16 protein-coding genes are annotated in these 18,794 nt (G+C 30.2%); 5 read left to right on the top strand and 11 right to left on the bottom strand.

The window, feature by feature from the left end; genetic code table 11:
- Positions 1–21 precede the first annotated feature (21 nt).
- From Q8S45_RS01160 to Q8S45_RS01115, 10 genes are all read right to left on the bottom strand, one after another.
- On the bottom strand, positions 22–786 hold the full coding sequence (locus Q8S45_RS01160; protein ID WP_305600451.1) for a TIGR02757 family protein: 765 nt from the start codon (positions 784–786) through the stop codon (positions 22–24).
- A complete protein-coding gene (locus tag Q8S45_RS01155; RefSeq protein ID WP_305600450.1) occupies positions 783–1,211 on the bottom strand; it encodes a hypothetical protein in 429 nt (142 codons plus the stop codon). Before Q8S45_RS01155 ends, Q8S45_RS01160 begins: the two co-directional genes overlap by 4 nt.
- 66 nt (positions 1,212–1,277) lie before the next feature.
- Entirely contained in the window at positions 1,278–2,183 is a 906-nt protein-coding gene (gene miaA, locus Q8S45_RS01150; RefSeq protein WP_305600448.1) for a tRNA (adenosine(37)-N6)-dimethylallyltransferase MiaA, read from the bottom strand.
- A complete protein-coding gene (locus tag Q8S45_RS01145; RefSeq protein WP_305600446.1) occupies positions 2,176–3,006 on the bottom strand; it encodes an ion transporter in 831 nt (276 codons plus the stop codon). Before Q8S45_RS01145 ends, miaA begins: the two co-directional genes overlap by 8 nt.
- Positions 3,007–3,050: 44 nt before the next feature.
- Positions 3,051–4,130, bottom strand: coding sequence for an exonuclease domain-containing protein (locus Q8S45_RS01140; RefSeq protein ID WP_305600492.1), 1,080 nt, complete (start codon positions 4,128–4,130; stop codon positions 3,051–3,053).
- A 1-nt stretch (position 4,131) separates the two neighbouring features.
- Complete coding sequence (locus Q8S45_RS01135; RefSeq protein WP_305600444.1) at positions 4,132–4,800, bottom strand: YggS family pyridoxal phosphate-dependent enzyme; 669 nt, start codon at positions 4,798–4,800, stop codon at positions 4,132–4,134.
- Between the two features lie 6 nt (positions 4,801–4,806).
- Positions 4,807–6,057, bottom strand: a complete 1,251-nt coding sequence (locus Q8S45_RS01130; RefSeq protein ID WP_305600442.1) for a DUF1015 domain-containing protein — start codon at positions 6,055–6,057, stop codon at positions 4,807–4,809.
- A gap of 115 nt (positions 6,058–6,172) precedes the next feature.
- A complete protein-coding gene (locus Q8S45_RS01125) occupies positions 6,173–7,123 on the bottom strand; it encodes a D-2-hydroxyacid dehydrogenase (RefSeq protein ID WP_305600441.1) in 951 nt (316 codons plus the stop codon).
- 11 nt (positions 7,124–7,134) lie between these two features.
- The gene (gene serC, locus Q8S45_RS01120) at positions 7,135–8,208 is read right to left on the bottom strand and encodes a 3-phosphoserine/phosphohydroxythreonine transaminase (protein ID WP_305600439.1); all 1,074 of its coding nucleotides are present in this window, start codon (positions 8,206–8,208) and stop codon (positions 7,135–7,137) included.
- A gap of 83 nt (positions 8,209–8,291) precedes the next feature.
- The gene (locus Q8S45_RS01115) at positions 8,292–9,353 is read right to left on the bottom strand and encodes an acyl-CoA reductase (RefSeq protein ID WP_305600437.1); all 1,062 of its coding nucleotides are present in this window, start codon (positions 9,351–9,353) and stop codon (positions 8,292–8,294) included.
- A 56-nt stretch (positions 9,354–9,409) separates the two neighbouring features.
- Between Q8S45_RS01115 and Q8S45_RS01110 the strand changes: the two genes are divergently transcribed.
- The 5 genes from Q8S45_RS01110 (at position 9,410) to Q8S45_RS01090 (ending at position 15,731) form a co-directional block, all read left to right on the top strand.
- Positions 9,410–9,757, top strand: coding sequence for a 4Fe-4S dicluster domain-containing protein (locus Q8S45_RS01110; RefSeq protein ID WP_305600435.1), 348 nt, complete (start codon positions 9,410–9,412; stop codon positions 9,755–9,757).
- A gap of 55 nt (positions 9,758–9,812) precedes the next feature.
- On the top strand, positions 9,813–11,120 hold the full coding sequence (locus Q8S45_RS01105) for a hypothetical protein (protein ID WP_305600433.1): 1,308 nt from the start codon (positions 9,813–9,815) through the stop codon (positions 11,118–11,120).
- A gap of 624 nt (positions 11,121–11,744) precedes the next feature.
- Positions 11,745–12,737, top strand: coding sequence for an isoaspartyl peptidase/L-asparaginase family protein (locus tag Q8S45_RS01100; RefSeq protein ID WP_305600431.1), 993 nt, complete (start codon positions 11,745–11,747; stop codon positions 12,735–12,737).
- On the top strand, positions 12,712–13,446 hold the full coding sequence (locus Q8S45_RS01095; RefSeq protein WP_305600430.1) for a copper homeostasis protein CutC: 735 nt from the start codon (positions 12,712–12,714) through the stop codon (positions 13,444–13,446). Before Q8S45_RS01100 ends, Q8S45_RS01095 begins: the two co-directional genes overlap by 26 nt.
- Positions 13,443–15,731: a glycoside hydrolase family 2 protein gene (locus Q8S45_RS01090; protein WP_305600428.1), complete on the top strand. Its 2,289-nt coding sequence runs from the start codon at positions 13,443–13,445 to the stop codon at positions 15,729–15,731. Before Q8S45_RS01095 ends, Q8S45_RS01090 begins: the two co-directional genes overlap by 4 nt.
- Here Q8S45_RS01090 and Q8S45_RS01085 read toward each other — a convergent pair.
- Entirely contained in the window at positions 15,721–18,672 is a 2,952-nt protein-coding gene (locus tag Q8S45_RS01085) for a GH92 family glycosyl hydrolase (protein ID WP_305600426.1), read from the bottom strand. The genes Q8S45_RS01090 and Q8S45_RS01085 overlap by 11 nt on opposite strands.
- Positions 18,673–18,794: the final 122 nt, after the last annotated feature.

Genomic DNA, 18,794 nt, shown 5'->3' with positions numbered 1-18,794 from the left:
AAGGATTTAATATACCAAATATTAAAAGTTTTCAAAAACACCTAATCCAAATAGAGCAAAATCGTATTTAACAGGATCGTTTTTATCCATTTTTCTTAAATTAACATCTAATTCAGCTAATGCTTTTGCATCGTTTTGATTTCTAGTGAGTAAACCTAATTTACGCGCTACATTGCCAGAATGAACATCAAGTGGACATGAAAGTGTACCAGGTGAAATTGATTTCCAAATCCCAAAATCTACACCATTTGCATCTTTTCTAACCATCCAACGCAAAAACATATTAATACGTTTTGCCGCAGAATTTTTTAATGGGTCTGAAATGTGTTTTTCTGTTCTAGAAAGATGTTTAATTTCAAAAAAAATGGTTTTTAGTTCAGAAATTGCTGGTTGAAGTGAGTTTTTTGTAGCATTTAAAGTAAATACATTTTCCAACCCTTTATAATTAACATAAATGTATTGCAGCGCCTTTATAAAGTGCTTGAAATCAGCACTATTAAAAGTTCTGTGCACAAAACTATCAAAAGTATCTAAATGATGTTCTTTATGGTTCATCACAAAATCATAAGGAGAATTACCCATTATTTCCATCATTTTATACCCATTCTTTATAATCATTTTTCGATTTCCCCAAGCAATAGTGGCTGTCAGAAATCCTGCAATTTCAATATCTTCTTTTAAACTAAATAAATGAGGAATTTGAATAGGGTCACTTTCAATAAAGGTTGGGATATTGTACTGAATTACTTTTTCATCTAAAAATTCTTTGAGTTTAGTTTTGTTCAATGTTTAATATTTTTAGTTGTAAATGAAGCTAATTTCCAGCCCATCCACGCCATAGGTACATAAGCTCCAAATAGATCTAAAATAATAAACCAAATAGGTGATGGTAACATAAAAACACTGGTAATGCCACCAATTAAGAAAAATAACCCAATTAATAGTGCAAATTTTATTTTATGACTAGTAGCAATTAATGTAGCAATTATAGCGCCTATAAAAGTTCCTAATGCATGTGCCAAAAATGGAAATATAAAATGTATTGGTTGAAATAAGTGTATAGTTGCTTTGAGACCTTCCATGGTGGTAACATCTGCGCCATTTGGTGGTGTAATAATGGAGCCACTAATATTTATAATTCCCATATTTACGGAGCTTCCAATTAATAATCCTAAAATAACAGCCAAACTATTTTTTACTATTGTTTTCATAATTGGGTTAATAGTATTATAATTATTTTTTAAGTAAATGAAAGTAAAATTAAATAAAGGTTAGGTTTATTCAACAATTTCTTCAATTTTTTTTATTATTTCTGAAATGTTTTCGGTGTAGTTAAACCAGTGAATTTGATCGTCTTTTTTATTCCAAGTTACTTGTCGTTTTGCAAACCTTCGTGTATTTTTTTTAATTTCTTCTATAGCAAAGTCTAAAGTGCAATTTCCTTCAAAATATTCAAAAAGTTCTCTATAACCGACTGTTTGTAAGGCGTTTAAATCTTTATATTCATGCAATTTCTTAGACTCTTCTAATAATCCTTCTATCATCATTAAATCAACACGATTGTTTATACGGTTGTACATCAATTCTCTGTCGGCCATTAAACCAATTTTAATAGGTATAAAACTACGCTTAGCTTTTGGTTTGTTTTTATACTCTGAATATGTTTTACTAGTTCCGATACAAATTTCTAATGCTCTTATTAAGCGATGCGGATTGTCAATTTCAATTGTTTTATACGATTCTAGGTCTAATTCTTTTAATTTATCTTGAAGTAATTTGAGTTCCCCATTTTTAATCTGAGCATTAAGTTGAGTTCTAATTTCAGGGGCAATTTCAGGAAAGTAATCCAATCCTTCGATAACGGCATTTGTATATAAGCCACTTCCGCCAACCATAATAACTACATTATTTTTTGAAAATAATTCTTCTAATTTTATTAGGGCTTCCTTTTCGAATTGACCAACGCTATAATCTTCAAAAATTGATCTATTTTGGATGAAATGATGAGGAGCAGCATTCAATTCTTCTTTAGTAGGAACAGCAGTTCCAATGGTCATTTCTTTATAAAACTGACGAGAATCGCTTGAAATAATTTCAGTTTTAAAATGTTGAGCTAGTTTTATACTCAAGGATGTTTTACCAATTGCAGTAGGTCCAACAACAGTAATTAAGTATTTATTCATGATTTAACTTTTCTCCACATTTTTGACAATATTTAGCATTATCTAAATGTTTTCCATAAGAGCAGTTGGAACAACATTGTGTATTGGTATGAATTACATCATCTTGTTTAGCCATTTCAGAAGTTACAATACCTGTAGGAATCGCGATAATACCGTACCCTAAAACCATAACTACACTAGCAATAAATTGACCAAGTGGTGTATTTGGTGAAATATCTCCATAACCAACGGTAGTTAATGTAACTATTGCCCAATACATACTATAGGGAATACTTGTAAAACCATTTTCAGGACCTTCAATTAAGTACATAATGGTTCCTAATATGATGGTAATAACAAATATGCTAAATAAAAATACGGCAATTTTAATTCTGCTGGATCTTAAGGCTAACATTAAATTTACAGAAGCTCCTAAATATCGAGTTAGTTTTAATATCCTAAATACTCTAAGTAAACGAAGCGCTCGTAATGCAATTAATGCCTGTGTTCCAACAAAAATTAGCGATAAATACATAGGAATAGTTGATAAAAAATCAATAATTCCATAGAAGCTAAAAATATAAGATAGAGGTTTCTTAATGGTAATTACTCTTGTAATATATTCAATGGTAAATAGGATTGTTATTATCCATTCGGCAATATTTAAAAAACCATGATACTTATTATCTATACTTTCAACACTCTCAAGCATCACAAATAAAATGCTAAACAATATGGCAATTATGAGAATAATATCAAATAATTTACCTTCTTTAGTGTCGGCTTCATATATTATGTCATGAAGCTTGGTTTTCCAATGTATTTTATGTTGTACTTCTTTCAAAATGAGATTTAAATAGATTTTTTACTAAAATAAAGATTTAAAAATTAAAAACGAATTAATTTTTCTAGGGTATGGGTATTGAAGTATTTTTTTATTAAAAGTCTATTATAATTAGAATTTTCAACTTTTGAAATTAAAGATTTAAGAATTTCTAAATTATTAAGTTGATAACTCAAATCTATATAACAGTAACCCAAAAGGATATTATTTTCGACTAAAATAACAGATTTTTCACCAAGTGTTCGGCCTTTTTCAATCATTATAAAATTATCATTATTAAAAGAAACTTTTGGGCCGTTTCTTTTAGATAGAAGTTGATTAAATTTAGGTTTGTTTTTAATTATTTCTACAACAAATTTTAGTTCAGAAATTAAGGCATTACCGGTTTCTTCATAAAGTACAGATACTACATTATTTTGAATATAAATAGCTCTTTTTGAATCTTTTAAAAATAATTGATTCGCTGCTTTTTTAATATTTTTTCCTTTTCCTATATAAAGAATATCAGTTTCATTTTGAATATAAAATAATCCTTCTGAAGTGGGCAAATTTTCCAACAAGGATTGTAATTTTGGAGCAATTTTTTTAGGAATCTCTTTTTTTATTGCAGTTTTAATAATTTCCTTTCCATTGTCCTTATTCATTAACAATTTAAACAACTTTACAGTTGCCAATGCATCCCCTTCAGCTCTATGACGACTACTAACTGGTATACCTAAAGTACGACATAATTTACCTAATTTATAGGAATCTAAATCAGGAATTAATTTTTGGCTTAGTTCAACGGTGCACAATGTTTCTCGCTCAAATTCATACCCTAATCTACGATATTCTGTAGTTAAAATTCGATTATCAAAATTTGCGTTATGAGCAACAATTACACAATCTGTTGTAATTTCAATAATTCTTTTGGCAACTTCAAAAAATTTTGGAGCATTTTTAAGCATTCCGCTATTAATACCTGTTAAATTTACCACAAAAGGTTGAATTTCTCTTTCAGGATTAATAAGACTAATAAACTGATCTACAATTGTGTGACCATCATATTTATAGATGGCTATTTCTGTAATTCCCTCTTCATTAAATTTACCACCTGTGGTTTCAATATCTAAAATTGCGTACAAATTATATATAGTTTCTTTCGCCAAATATAGCACTTCCAACTCTAATCATGGTGCTACCTTCTTCAATTGCAATTAAATAATCGCTGCTCATACCCATTGATAAAATGGTTGGATTAAAAATTGGAGATTGGTAACAAGCTAAATTGGAGGCATATTGTTTTAATTGTTTAAATTCACTTCTAATGGTTATTTCATCTTCAGTAAAACTTGCCATTCCCATAAAACCTTGTATATAAACATTTTGCAAATTTTTTAATTCTTCAGATGACAATATTGACATAGCTTCATCTATAGATAATCCAAATTTAGTATCTTCTGTTGCTATTTTTAATTGTAACAAACAATTAATTATTCGATTATATTTTAATGCTTGTTTATTAATTTCTTGTAATTTTTTTAAACTATCTACACTATGAATTAAATGCACAAATTCGGCCATATATTTAACCTTATTTGTTTGCAAATGCCCTATCATGTGCCATTCAATATCTTTTGGAAGCTGTTGATATTTTTCAACCATTTCTTGAATTTTATTTTCACCAAAAACTCTTTGACCAGCAGCATATGCTTCCATTATTACCGGAACAGATTGCGTTTTAGAAACTGCAATAAGTTTAACCTGTTCCGATATAGAATTGTATATAAGTTCTAAATTGTTTTTTAAAGACACTAAAAACTAATTTAATTTATTTATAACTAAACCCGATCGTAATTTTGGTTCAAACCAAGTTACTTTTGGAGGCATAATATTACCGGTATCAGCAATATTCATTAATTGGTTCATACTCACAGGGAATAAAGCAAAAGCAACAGCCATTTCACCTTTATCTACACGTTTACTTAACTCTTCAAGACCTCTAATTCCTCCAACAAAATCAATTTTTGTCGAAGTTCTTAAATCTTTAATATTTAAAATTGGCTCTAAAATACATTTTGATAAAACACTTACATCTAAACTGTCAATAGGATTATTATCGTCAAAAGTACCTTCTTTAGCGGTTAAACCATACCATTTACCATCAACATATATTGAAAAATCATGTAATTTAGTTGGTTTAATAATTGACTCACTAATTTTATTAATTGTAAAATTCACTTGAACTTTAGCCATAAATTGTTCAACACTTAACCCATTTAAATCTTTTACAACGCGGTTATAATCAATGATTTGCAACTGATTGTCAGGAAAATGAACGGCCATAAAATAATTGTAAGGCTCGTTACCAGTATGGTTTGGATTTTTACTTTTGAATTCTTCACTCATACCTCCAGCAGCGGCTGTTCTATGATGACCATCAGCAACATACGTGCACGGAACTTTTTCTTTAAAAAGTTGTTCTAATGTTTTATTAATATCAGCATCTTTAATAACCCAAAAATGATGACCAAAGCCATCTTCAGCTGTAAAATCATATTCAGGAGAGTTTGTTGCAATTATTTTTGAAACAATTGCGTCAATTTCTGGAACAGCTCTATAGGTAAAAAAAACAGGCTCAATATTAGCTTCTAATTGTCTAGTTAATATTTTTCGATCTTCTTCTTTATCTGGACGCGTTAATTCATGTTTTTTAATTATCCCATTCTTATAATCTTCACAAGAGGCATTTCCTACAATCCCATATTGTGTTTTGCCGTTCATTGTTTGGGCATAGATATAATAATGGTCTTCGCTATCTTGTAATAAATAGCCATTATCTTGAAATGCTTTAAAATTATCTCTTGCTCTAGTATATACAATTTCACTGTGAGAATCTATATTCTTGTCAAATTCAATTTCAGCTCTGGTTATGTGCAGTAGAGAAGCTTTTTTGCCATCAGCCATTCTTAAAGCTTCTTCAGAATTCATAACATCATAAGGCAAACATGCTACCTCTTGTACCATGTTTTTTGGTGGACGAAGCCCTTTAAACGGTTTTATTATAGCCATAATTTAATCTTAATATTTTATATATGTTTTTATTTTTCAAATGTAATTATTTATGAATTTTAAAATTAAAAAAGGCTGTTAAATAAACAGCCCTTTTCAATCTTTAATACTTTTATTAATTGAGAATTCCAATAATTTGTTCTGCCAATTCAGTTCCAATTCTATCTTGTGCCTCAGCAGTTGCTGCACCAATATGAGGTGTTAAGGAAAGCAAAGGATTCATTAATAACTGAATTTCAGGAGTTGGTTCTTTTTCAAAAACATCTAAAGCTGCACCTGCAATTTGACCAGATTCTAATGCATGCACTAATGCAATTTCATCTATTACTCCACCTCTGGCAGCATTTACAATAAATGCACCTTTTTTCATTGCGCTAAATTCATTTTTGCCAATTACATATTCCTTTTGAGCTGGAACGTGAAGAGAAATAAAATCTGATTGTTCAATTACTTCATCTTTTGAAACTGTATTTATAGTAAAAAATACGGTTTGATGATCGTAAAATTCCAGATCTAAAGTTACAGATTCAATAAATGGATCGTATGCAACTACTTTCATTCCTAAGGCAAGTGCAATTTTTGCAGTAGCTTGTCCGATTCTACCAAAACCAATAATACCCATAGTTTTTCCTTTCAATTCTATCCCATTGGCAAATGCTTTTTTAAATGCATTGAATTTGGAATCTCCTTCTAATGGCATGTTTCTATTTGATTCAGGTAAAAAACGCACCATTCCAAATAAATGAGCAAAAACCAATTCTGCTACTGAATGTGATGAAGCGGCAGGAGTATTAATTACTTTTAACCCTTTGGATCTAGCATATTCAACATCAATATTATCCATTCCAACACCTCCACGTCCAATTATTTTAAGATTAGGGCAGTTGTCAATAATATCTTTACGAACTTTTGTTGCGCTTCTTACCAATAATGCGACAACATTATTTTTATTGATATAATCTACCAATTGATCTTGTGCAACAGTTGTTAAATCTACTTCAAAACCAGCATTTTCTAGAGGTTTAATACCACTTTGTGATAAACCATCATTTGCTAAAACTCTCATATCTATATTTTTTATTTTAAAACTTGTTGTTCTAATTGTTGCATTGCATCAACTAATATTTGCACACTTTCTATTGGCATTGCGTTGTAAATACTTGCACGATACCCACCAACAGATCTGTGTCCTTTAATTCCACTAATTCCTGCTGCGCTCCAAAGTTTATCAAACGCTTCTTTGTTTGATTCATCAACTAAATTAAATGTTACATTCATTAACGAACGATCTTCTTTTTCAGCAAAACCTTTAAAAAGAGGGTTTCTGTCTATTTCATTATAAATTACCGCTGCTTTTGCTTCATTTAATTTTTCAATTGCAGGAATTCCACCAATAGATTTCATCCATTCGAGTGTTAGCATAGAAACGTATACTGGAAAAACGGCAGGTGTATTTAACATACTGTCATTTGCAATGTGTTGCTGATAGTCTAACATTGTTGGAATAACACGTCCTGTTTTTCCTAAAATTTCATCTTTTACAACTACCAAAGTTGTACCAGCAGGGCCCATGTTTTTTTGAGCGCCAGCATAAATTAAGTCGAATTGAGAAAAATCTAACTGACGTGAAAAAATATCAGAACTCATATCACAAACTAATAATTTATCTGTTTTTGGAAATTCTTTTAATTGAGTTCCATAAATAGTGTTGTTAGAAGTAGTATGAACGTAATCTACATCTGCAGGAACCTTATAATTTTTTGGTACATAATTATATGTTTTATCTTTTGACGATGCAAAAACGTTGACCTCACCCAATAATTTAGCTTCCTTATATGCTTTTGAACTCCAGACACCTGTATCTAAATAAGCTGCTTTCCCTCCAACTTTTAAAAGATTGTAAGGAACCATTAAAAATTCTAAACTTGCACCACCTTGTAAAAATAATACAGAATAACCCTCAGGTAAGTTTAGTAATTCTTTTACCAAACTACGGGCATTTTCCATTACTTCAATAAATTCTTTGCCTCTATGAGAAATTTCAATTAATGATAAGCCAATGCCATTAAAATTGATTACTGATTCAGCTGCTTTTTGCAAAACTATTTGTGGTAATATGCAAGGACCTGCACTAAAATTATGTTTTTTCATTTCTTAAAAAAATAGGAATTAAATTTCAAACAAATTTCGGTAAAAAAAGCGTATTAATTAAATTTTATTTGATAAAATTTTAATTAAATTTTTAATAAAAATTCAATAGTATCAACATCATCCGCGTAATTCCATAATTTTGGATGCTGGGTTTGTCCGAACTTTACGAAATCTACAACGTTTTCGTTGCTTACAATGCATTGTATTTTATCTCCATCCAACGTTAATTTTCTTAGTAATTGCTCGGTTGTTTTGTAATACTCGTAAAATACTGTAGCAATTGGAGATGCATAACTAGGATCTTCTTTCAACATAATAAAACCATTTTCTTTTAATTTAAAAAGACTCATTAAATAAACTGCCTTATTATAGTCGTAATTATTTTCGTATTTTTTATAATTTATAATGTCGTTAAATTTAAATAATGCGTTAAACAGGAGGTCGAAATTATAATTTTCAGGAACAAATAATTTTGAAACGCTTCTACAACCTAATCCAAAATATTGAAATATATCCTCACCTAAAAGTTCTAATTCTTCTAGATTTTCATTTCCCGATAAAATAGCTACAGAATTTCTGTTTTTTCTTATAATACTTGGGTATTTTTCAAAATAGTGCTCAAAATAGCGCGATGTATTAGTGCTTCCTGTTGCAATAACAGCATCAAAGGTTGTTAATTTACCAGTAACAAATTCAATTTTATCTTCAAAATAAGAGTCATGTTTTTCTAAATATTTAGCTAAAATAGGAAGTAAATTTTTATCGTTAGATGATTGTTTTACAACTACTTTATAACCAGAAATTAAAACAGCTAAAAAATCGTGAAAACCTACCAACGGAATATTCCCTGCCATAACTATTGCAACAGTTTTATTGGAAGTTTTAGTTGGAAAATTATATTTTGAGGTCCAAGTAATTAAATTTTCTTCAGTTAATTCATCACTCCAACCTTTCACAGCTTTTAAAACATTTTCTTTATTGAACCAGCCATTTAACTCATGAGCTCTTTCAATTTGCATTTTAAAACCATCGAAAAATAGGGTATTTAGGTCTGAATTATCTTTTTTTTCAATTTTTTCATTTGAAAATTGCGATAAGAATTGCCCTAATTTTGAAAAAGCTTTTATTCGTTGATTTAAAGTCATTTTTAATGTTTTAAAAATATATGTAGGTTTGTTGCAAAATTAATCGAATTTAAATTATGGCAATAAAAATAACAGACGAATGTATAAATTGTGGAGCTTGTGAGCCAGAATGTCCTAATAATGCTATTTATGAGTCTGCTGAAAATTGGAAATATTCTGATGGAACAAATTTATCAGGAAAAGGCATGCTACCAAATGGTAAAAGTTTTAATGCCGATGAAGATCAGGAACCAATTGATGATGAAGTTTACTTTATTGTGGCAGATAAATGTACTGAGTGCAAAGGTTTTCATAATGAACCTCAATGTGCTGCTGTTTGTCCGGTAGATTGTTGTGTTCCAGATGATGAGAATGTAGAAAGTGAAGAGGAATTACTAGTTAAAAAAAAATATTTGCACACGTAATTAGTGTATAAAGTTTTTTTATATTAGCTAATCAATAAACCAAATCTTTTTTGTTATGAAAAATAGAAAATTCGTCTTTTTATTTATAGTGCTGAGCGTTACATTTTTACAATCTCAGAATAAAATTAAAATTACCACCAATTATTCAGACGCGCAAATTTTTAAAATGAGGGATTCTGAAGTTATTAAGCCTATGTTAGGTGTTGGTACCGCAGAACATAAGTTAGTTAAGAATGAATTAAATAGAATAATGATTGTTAAGGAGGGTTTCCAGCCTTTGATAAAAGATTTTCCTAAAACAATTAAGTGGCCTTCAGTAGTTCAACTAATTTTAGAGAATAGAATGGTTGAAATTAAAGTAGAACCATATGATGCAGAGATTTTTATTGACGGTGTTTTTGTTGGGTCAAAAAGTTTCACTGCAATTATTAAGAAGGATGCTGCCTTAACTGTTGAGATAAAAAAGAAAGGATTTAAAACATTGAAAAAAACATACTTTAATAAAGAAAGCGAAAGTGCTCCACCTATTATTGATAATTTTTCTCTCCAAGACAGGGCAGTTCAAGTTAAAATTTCACCGGCAGATGCGGAAATTTATTCAAATCAAAAATTAATTGGAGTTGGTTCAGCTGAGGTTGTAATTCCAAAAGGAGAATGCACATTTATTCAAGCAAAAAAAGAAGGATTTACGCTGGAAGAAAAGGTATTTTGTAATAAAGAAAATGATGACGAGCCTCCACTTGCTTTCAACTTTTTATTAAAAGATAGGTTAGTAAAAATGGAAGTTACACCAAAAACTGCTGAAATTAAAGTTGACGGAAAAATTGTTGGAGTCGGTAATTATGAATTGAAAGTTCCTGAAAATACTTGTGTTGAAGTAATATTGTTTAAAGAAAGTTTTTTATCTGTTAAAAAGAATTATTGCAATTCAAAGGATTATCAAGTACCTCCACTAAGGGAACATTTTGAATTAAGCGAAGACGAAGCATATAAAACTTCAATTTCGACAGATTTAGCAAATGTGAATTTCTCAATTGTTGTTAAACCTCAGCTTAATGCAAGTGATTCTTGGAAATTATTAAGTTCAATTGTTACTACAGAATTTGATGTTCTTGAAGTAATAGATAAAGAAACTGGCTATTTAAGAACTGCTTGGCAAGTTCATAATTTTAAAGGAAGTACAATAAGAACTAGGGTTATAGTAAAATTAGGAGACTCGAATCCTCTTAAATATGTTATTAAAATAAGTAGTGAAAGGGCAGATGGCTTGGCAAGTGTAAAAGAAGATGAAAAATTTGAAGAATGGAATCGTATTTTAAAAAAATATAAAAATATTATTGAAGAAGCTCAATCAAGATTGTAACCATTTCTCAACAAATTTAATGAATCTATTTTTAAAAATATTTGGCAGTTTAGATTAGTTCATTTGTTCAGCTTTTTTATAAAAAAAATCAGTTCGTTTTAATTTCAAGGTAACCAGTTGATATCAATGTAGAAAGGGAAGAAGCGTTACTAGCGAAACAACAATTTTTGATTAAAGAATAGTTTAATTAACCCGTTGGGTGTAATTCCACATATTCGCACCAAATTGACTCCTTCAGCTAACGGTGGAAAGTGTAAATAGGAATAAATTTTTATAGAAAAATAAAAAAATTAAATAATTGATTTACAAAGTATTAAAAAAACGTTAGTTAGAATTATTAAAAACGTCTGTTCGAGTTTTTTTTGTGCAGTAAAACGAAACAAAAAATGTATCGAGAACCGTTTTTAACAATCCTTTTTCTGTTCTCGATGCAATTTTCTAGCGAAAATCACTCGAAGTGACGAAAAATCATCGTTAAAAATTAATTGCACCCAACGCGTTTTAATTAGAAACGTTTTATATAAAAAATCTCAAATTAAAATTTGGGATTTTTTTTTGTAACTAAACTTTGTACAGGTTAAAAATAATTCCGTTCTTCAACATTACTTTTATTGATAAAAATTTATGAAAACCCGTAGAAATTTTTTAAAACTATCGGCACTTGGAGGTGTAGCTATAATATCAAACTCTTGTTTTAGTAAAGAGAATGAATCGGTAAAAATAAATGACACTTCTAAAAATGTAATTAAACCAATTGTAATTTCTACGTGGATACATGGCATGGAAGCTAATGCAGCCGCCTGGGAAATTTTAGCTAAAAAAGGCAATTCGATTGATGCCGTAGAGGCTGGTGTGAGAGTTACAGAATCTGATCCAGAGAATTCAAGTGTAGGTATTGGAGGATTACCTGATAGAGATGGAAAAGTAACATTGGATGCCTGTATTATGGATCACGAAAATAATTGTGGGGCAGTTGCGTGTTTACAAGATATTGAAAATCCAATTTCTGTTGCAAGAAAAGTGATGGAAGATACACCACATGTTATGTTAGTAGGCGATGGGGCAAAGCAATTTGCTTTGGAAAAAGGATTTAAAGAAACCAATTTATTAACCAATAGTTCTAAAACAGCTTGGGAAAAATGGAAAGAAGAATCAAAATATCAACCAGTAATCAATAGTGAGAACCATGATACCATAGGATTATTAGCTTTAGATGAAAAGGGTAATTTGGCAGGAGCTTGTACCACCAGTGGAATGGCCTATAAATTGCACGGTAGGGTTGGAGATTCACCTATAATAGGAGCTGGTTTATTTGTTGATAATGAAGTTGGCGCAGCTTGTGCTACTGGCGTTGGGGAAGCTGTGATTAGAATTGCAGGAAGTGCCATTGTGGTTGAATTAATGCGAAATGGATTGTCACCAAATGACGCCTGTAAAGAAGCTGTACAGAGAATTATCAAAAAACATAAAGATTTAACAAATATGCAAGTCGGTTTTATAGCGCTAAATAAATACGGTGAAACAGGTGGATATAGCGTTTATGCAGGGTTTAATTATGCGTTAAAATCAAGTTCTCAAAATGAAATGGTTGATGCTAAATTTGATAGGAACTGGTAAAAATGGTGAATGTATGATAGTTGAAATTTGTACAGATTGTGTTGAAGGGGCGTTAATTGCTAAAAAATATGGTGCCAAACGTATCGAATTATGTTCAGCTTTATCAGTTGGTGGGTTAACTCCTAGTTATGGATTAATTCAGCAATGTGTCGAGAAATCATCTATTGAAGTTCATGTAATGATTCGCCCAAAAGAAGGTGATTTTTGTTATTCTAAAGAAGATATTGAGTTAATGAAAGCTGACATTATTGCTGCTAAAAAAGCAGGAGCCAAGGGAGTTGTTTTCGGTATATTAACTGCTGATAATGAGGTTTCTATACTAAATAAAAGATTGGTTGATTTATCAAAATCATTGAGTTTAGAAATTACATTTCATCGTGCTTTTGATTTCGTTTCAAATTATAAATTGGCAATAGAAAAATTAATTGAAATGAAAGTTAACAGGCTGTTAACATCAGGTTTACAATCTACTGCAGAAAAAGGATTATCCGTAATTACTGAGTTACAGGCCAATTATGGCAATAAAATTCAAATTATGGCTGGTAGTGGTGTTAATGAAACAAATGCTTTAAAAATAGCCAGTTCAGGAATTCAAAATTTGCATTTTACAGCACGAAAATCAATTCAAAATTCAACCAAACTTTCAATGGGTGAGGAAACGGTTGTTGATGAAGAAAAAATTAAGAGTATCATAAATCTTTTTAAATGAATAGAATTTTAGCATTTATTTGTATTTCCTTTGCAATCTTATCTTGTTCTAAAACGGAACCTGCAAAATCGATTCTAATAAATTCTAATTGGGAATTTTCAAAAGAAGGCGATGATAAATATTATAAAGCTACTGTTCCGGGAGTTGTTCACACCGATTTATTGGCAAATCATTTAATTGAAGATCCTTTTTGGGAAACCAATGAACTAAAATTACAATGGATTGAAAACGAAAATTGGAATTATAAAACAACAATAAATTTAACAAGAGATCAGCTTTCACAGGAAAATATAGAACTAGAATTTGAAGGATTGGATACTTACGCAACGGTTTTTTTTAATGGAGAAAAAATAATTGAGGCAATCAATATGTTTCGAAGTTGGAAGGCTGACATTAAAAAGTTCGCTAAAGTAGGAGGTAACAAACTAGAAGTACGTTTTACTTCACCTTTAAAATATAATTCCGAAAAAGTTAAAAACCAACCTTATAAATTACCTTCTGGAAATGAAACTGTAGATTTAAAAGTAAGCTCCTTTACAAGAAAAGCAGCGTATCAATTTGGGTGGGATTTTGGACCTCGTTTTGTAACTTCTGGAATCTGGAAAAACGTAAAAATTAATACATGGAATGAAGCAAGAATAACGAATCTCTATGTTCAAACAGATTCAATAAGCAATAATAAAGCCTATTTAACAACAATTATTGAAGTTGAAGGAGCAGAGTCTACTAAGTCTAATGATTTAAAATTGTTGATTAATTTGGGTGAAAATACTGAGGAAAATATAAGTAACACTATTCCAATAAAAATTAAAAAAGGAACACAAACAATTCAGCAAAAATTTGAAATTGTAAATCCTTATTTATGGTGGCCAAATGGAATGGGGAAACCACATTTATATGAAATTTCCGTTCAACTAAAAAGAGGAAGTAAATTACTCGATGGTAAAACAGATGAGTTTGGAATAAGAACCGTTGAATTAATTCAGGAAAAAGACACTATTGGGACTTCATTTTATTTCAAAATTAATGGAAAGGCATTGTTTATTAAAGGTGCAAATTACATTCCTCAAGATGTTTTTTTACCTCGGGTTACAGATCGCGCTTATAAAAAAATAATTGAAAAGGTTATAAAAGCCAACATGAATATGCTTCGAGTTTGGGGTGGAGGTATTTATGAAAAAGATATTTTTTATGAATTATGCGATAAAAACGGAATTTTAATTTGGCAAGATTTTATGTTCGCAGGAAGTTTATACCCCAATGATTCAGAATTTTTAAAGAATATTGAACAGGAAGTAAAGGATAATGTAAACCGACTTAAAAAGCACCCTAGCATTGCGTTATGGTGTGGAAATAATGAAATTGAAGTTGCTTGGAAAAACTGGGGTTGGCAAAAACAATATAGTTATACTAAAAAAGATTCAATACAATTATGGAATTCTTATAAAAATTTATTTCATAATATAATTCCAAATACGTTAAAGAAATTAGACTCAAAAGCTAATTATGTAGGCACATCACCTTTAAGTAATTGGGGCACCTCTGAAAATTTTAATAATGGAAGTATGCATTATTGGGGAATTTGGCACGGAAAAGAACCATTTAAAAATTATAAAACAAATGTTGGTCGTTTTATGGTTGAGTATGGTTTTCAATCATTTCCTTCTATAAAAACAATAAAAACCTTTGCATCAGAAGCGAGTTTTTCATTAGAATCAAAAACCATGAAGAACCGCCAAAAAAGTTATATTGGCAATGGTTTAATTTTAAAGCATATAAATACTTGGTTTGAGAAACCAACTTCCTTTGATGACTTTGTAGTAAAAAGCCAGAAAACCCAAACAATTGCGTTGCAAACAGCTATTCAAAGTCACAGACAACAATCTCCCCATTGTATGGGAACGCTATTTTGGCAATTAAACGATTGTTGGCCTGGACCTTCGTGGAGTATTTTAGATTATTACGGTCAAGAAAAGGATGCTTTTAATACCATAAAAGAAAATTTCAAACCAATAATTGCTGTTTTGAATTATGAGAAAAATGAAATTGAAATAATTTCTGATTTAGTTTCAAATTTCACAGGTAAAATAGCGGTTTCATTAGTTGAAAAACAGTCTTCAAAAATAATTTTAGATCAACCTTTTTTTGTAAAATATTCTTCAAGAATTAAACTAAAATTTCCTTTGATAGAATCTTCAAATTCAGAAATTTTTGAATTAAAAATTGTTTTAAAAGATAGTACAAATTATATGGTTTTTTCAGATGTTTTTAGGATTATTCAATAGTTATTTCATCAATAAAAATCCAGGATTTATCACCAGCGCCTAAGTGCCAATCTGGGCAAACACCAAAATTTTTAGCAATCATTTTTAGATAACGTGTTTTTATAGTTGTTTTAAAACCAAATTCTTTAGTGAAAGAACCTTCTTGTTTGAGGCTGAAATCATTCACAATATTTTTTAATTTCGTAAAATTTTTACCGTCGTTTGATGCATAATAATCAACGTATTTAGGAAACCAAATCCAAGAACGGTTGTCTTGTAAAAAACCTGTTGAAATATTTGAAACTGATTCTAATTTACCTAAATCCACTATCACTTCAACATCTTGATCTTGATAGCCTTGCCAAAAACCAGTTCTAAAATTATTGCTTCCTTTTAGCATATCAATTAAAGCGCCATCACCCTCAGCTGCATATTGATTGTCGTATTTAGCTTTTAGGGTAATATTTCTTCCAGATTTAATTTTCAAAAACTCACTTGTAACGGTCTTACTCTTTATCCCATCTTTATTTATTGCAAGAGCTGTAATTGTTGAAGTTTTAGTAATATTAATGGGACTTTCATATTTCAACCAAGTAGGTTTTTTTTGCTCACCTACGTAATATTTTAATTCGCAATCGGTACAATTACTTCCTATGTTAATTTCTAAAAATTTTGTAAAAGTTTTCTTTTTAGCATCTATAAAAGGAACAGAAATAATCAAATTATCTGTAATTTCTGAAATTGGAATATTAGCTTTTCCAACTCCAAACTCTTTTGAAGGCGTTTTTCCCATTTTAAAAACCAATTCCCCTCCATTCATTATATCTTGATGCAGCAAATACGATTTTGTGTATTTTTCACCATTTAAAGTAGCGGATTGTATGTATTTATTTTCATCTGATACATTTTTAGTTTTAATTTTAAATTTCTTTCCATTTTCGAGATTATAAATAACTTCCTCAAAGGTTGGGGCGCCAATTACATAATAATTTTTCCCAGGCGTTACAGAATAAAAGCCAGAAGCACTAAGAACAAACCAAGCGCTCATTTGTCCACAATCTTCGTTGCCTGAAAGTCCGTCAGGAGCATTCCAATATTGCTCATCTATAATTTGTTTTACTCGTTCTTGAGTTTTCCAAGGTTTGCCAATAAAGTTGTACAAATATGCCATATGATGACTCGGTTCGTTTCCATGTGCATATTGCCCAATTAAGCCAGTAATATCTGCCTGTTCACGTCCAGTGGTGTTTGAACTAGTTGTAAATAAATCATCCAACCGTTGTTCAAATTTTTCGTTTCCACCAAATAAATTTATGAGACCAGAAACATCTTGAGGTACAAATAATGAATATTGCCAAGAATTTGCTTCGGTATAATTAAAGTTTACTTCTGAAGGTTCAAAAGGTTTAAACCAGCCTCCATTTAAACGCGCTCTCATAAAATTGGTAGTTGGATCGAAACTATTTTTGTAAGATTGTGCTCTTAGCATAAATTCGGCGTATGTTTTTGTATCTCTTTGAGTTTTTGCAAACTGAGCAATACACCAATCATCATACGCATATTCCAAGGTTTTTGAAACAGATTCCGATTCGTCTCCAGCTCTTATATATCCATACTTTTTATACGATTCTAAACCAAAATGGTTCAAATTAGCACTATATATCATAGCTTCCAAAGCCGTTTTTGAATCAAAATTTGTAATTCCTTTGTTGAAAGCATCGGCAATAACGGAGACAGAATGATAACCGATCATACATTCCGTTTCATTACTGGATAATTCCCAAACAGGCAATCTTCCACCTTGTTTATAATGCTTTAAAAAAGTATTGATAAATTCGTTGGTGCGTTTTTGCTCAATAATCGTATAGAGTGGGTGAGCGGCTCTAAAAGTATCCCACAAAGAAAAAACGCTGTATGTTGTGTTTAGATTGTCATTGTGAATTTCTTGATCCATCCCTCTATAATTTCCGTTGACATCAGAAAAAGTATTTGGAGCAATCATTGTGTGATATAGCGCGGAATAAAAAACGGTTAATTTTTCCTCATCTTTACTTTTTACTTCAATTTTTTGCAATGCTTTTGTCCAAACAGTTTTTGCATTTTCTTTGTAACTGCTAAAATCCCAACTAGCAGCTTCTTTTTTTAAGTTTTTTTTGGCTCCTTCAACACTAACTGCTGATATCCCAACCTTTACCATTATTTCTTTTAAACCAGCGTTGAAAGCCAATATTTTATACAATTTTTCAGTTTCTTTCTTCGATTTATTTATAATTTCATCAACTAAAAAAGGTTCTGAAAACTCCATATAAAAATAAACGTGCTGATTTGTTGCCCAAGCTTCTGATTGTCTGAAACCAGAAATCGTAGTTTCATTTTCAATACTTATGTTAAAATTCAGCACTTTATCTCTATGATTTAAATCGAGCAGTATTTTATTATTTTTTTCTTTGTTAAAAATATAATTATGAATTCCTACTCGGGTTGTTGCTGTTAATTCAACATCAATATTTGGTTTGTCTAAATGAACGTTGTATAAACCTGGTTTTGCACTTTCAGTTTCTTTTCTAAATTCTGAAGGAATTAGTTGCTGATTTTCAATGTCTTCAATTGAAATCGTTTCGGAATGATTAAAAGGCATTAATAAAATATCACCATAATCTGAAATTCCTGTTCCGCTTAAATGCGTGTGTGAAAAGCCGTAAATTATAGAATCAGAATTATGATAGCCAGAACATCCATCCCAACCCGTTAAACGAGTATCTGGACTTAATTGAACCATTCCAAAAGGCAATGTTGCACCAGGAAAAGTGTGTCCGTGCCCACCAGTACCAATAAATGGATTTACATAATCATACGCTGATTTAGCATTGTCATTTTTGTTGAAATTATCCGAACATGATGTGATTGAAAATGAAAATAAAACTGAAATAAAAATGTGGTGAAGATTGATTGCTGATTTCAATGGTTATATATTTATTGATAGGATTAATAAATATAAAATTAATATTAGAATAATTCACATTTAAAGGAATAAAAAAAAGAAGGTGTATTTACATTTATACACCTTCTTTTTTAAATTAAAAA

Source organism: Lutibacter sp., from assembly GCF_030692605.1.
In the GTDB taxonomy this organism is placed as follows: Bacteria; Bacteroidota; Bacteroidia; order Flavobacteriales; family Flavobacteriaceae; genus Lutibacter.
Note: the sequence above shows the minus strand (reverse complement) of the source record. Positions and strands in the feature narration are given on the sequence as shown.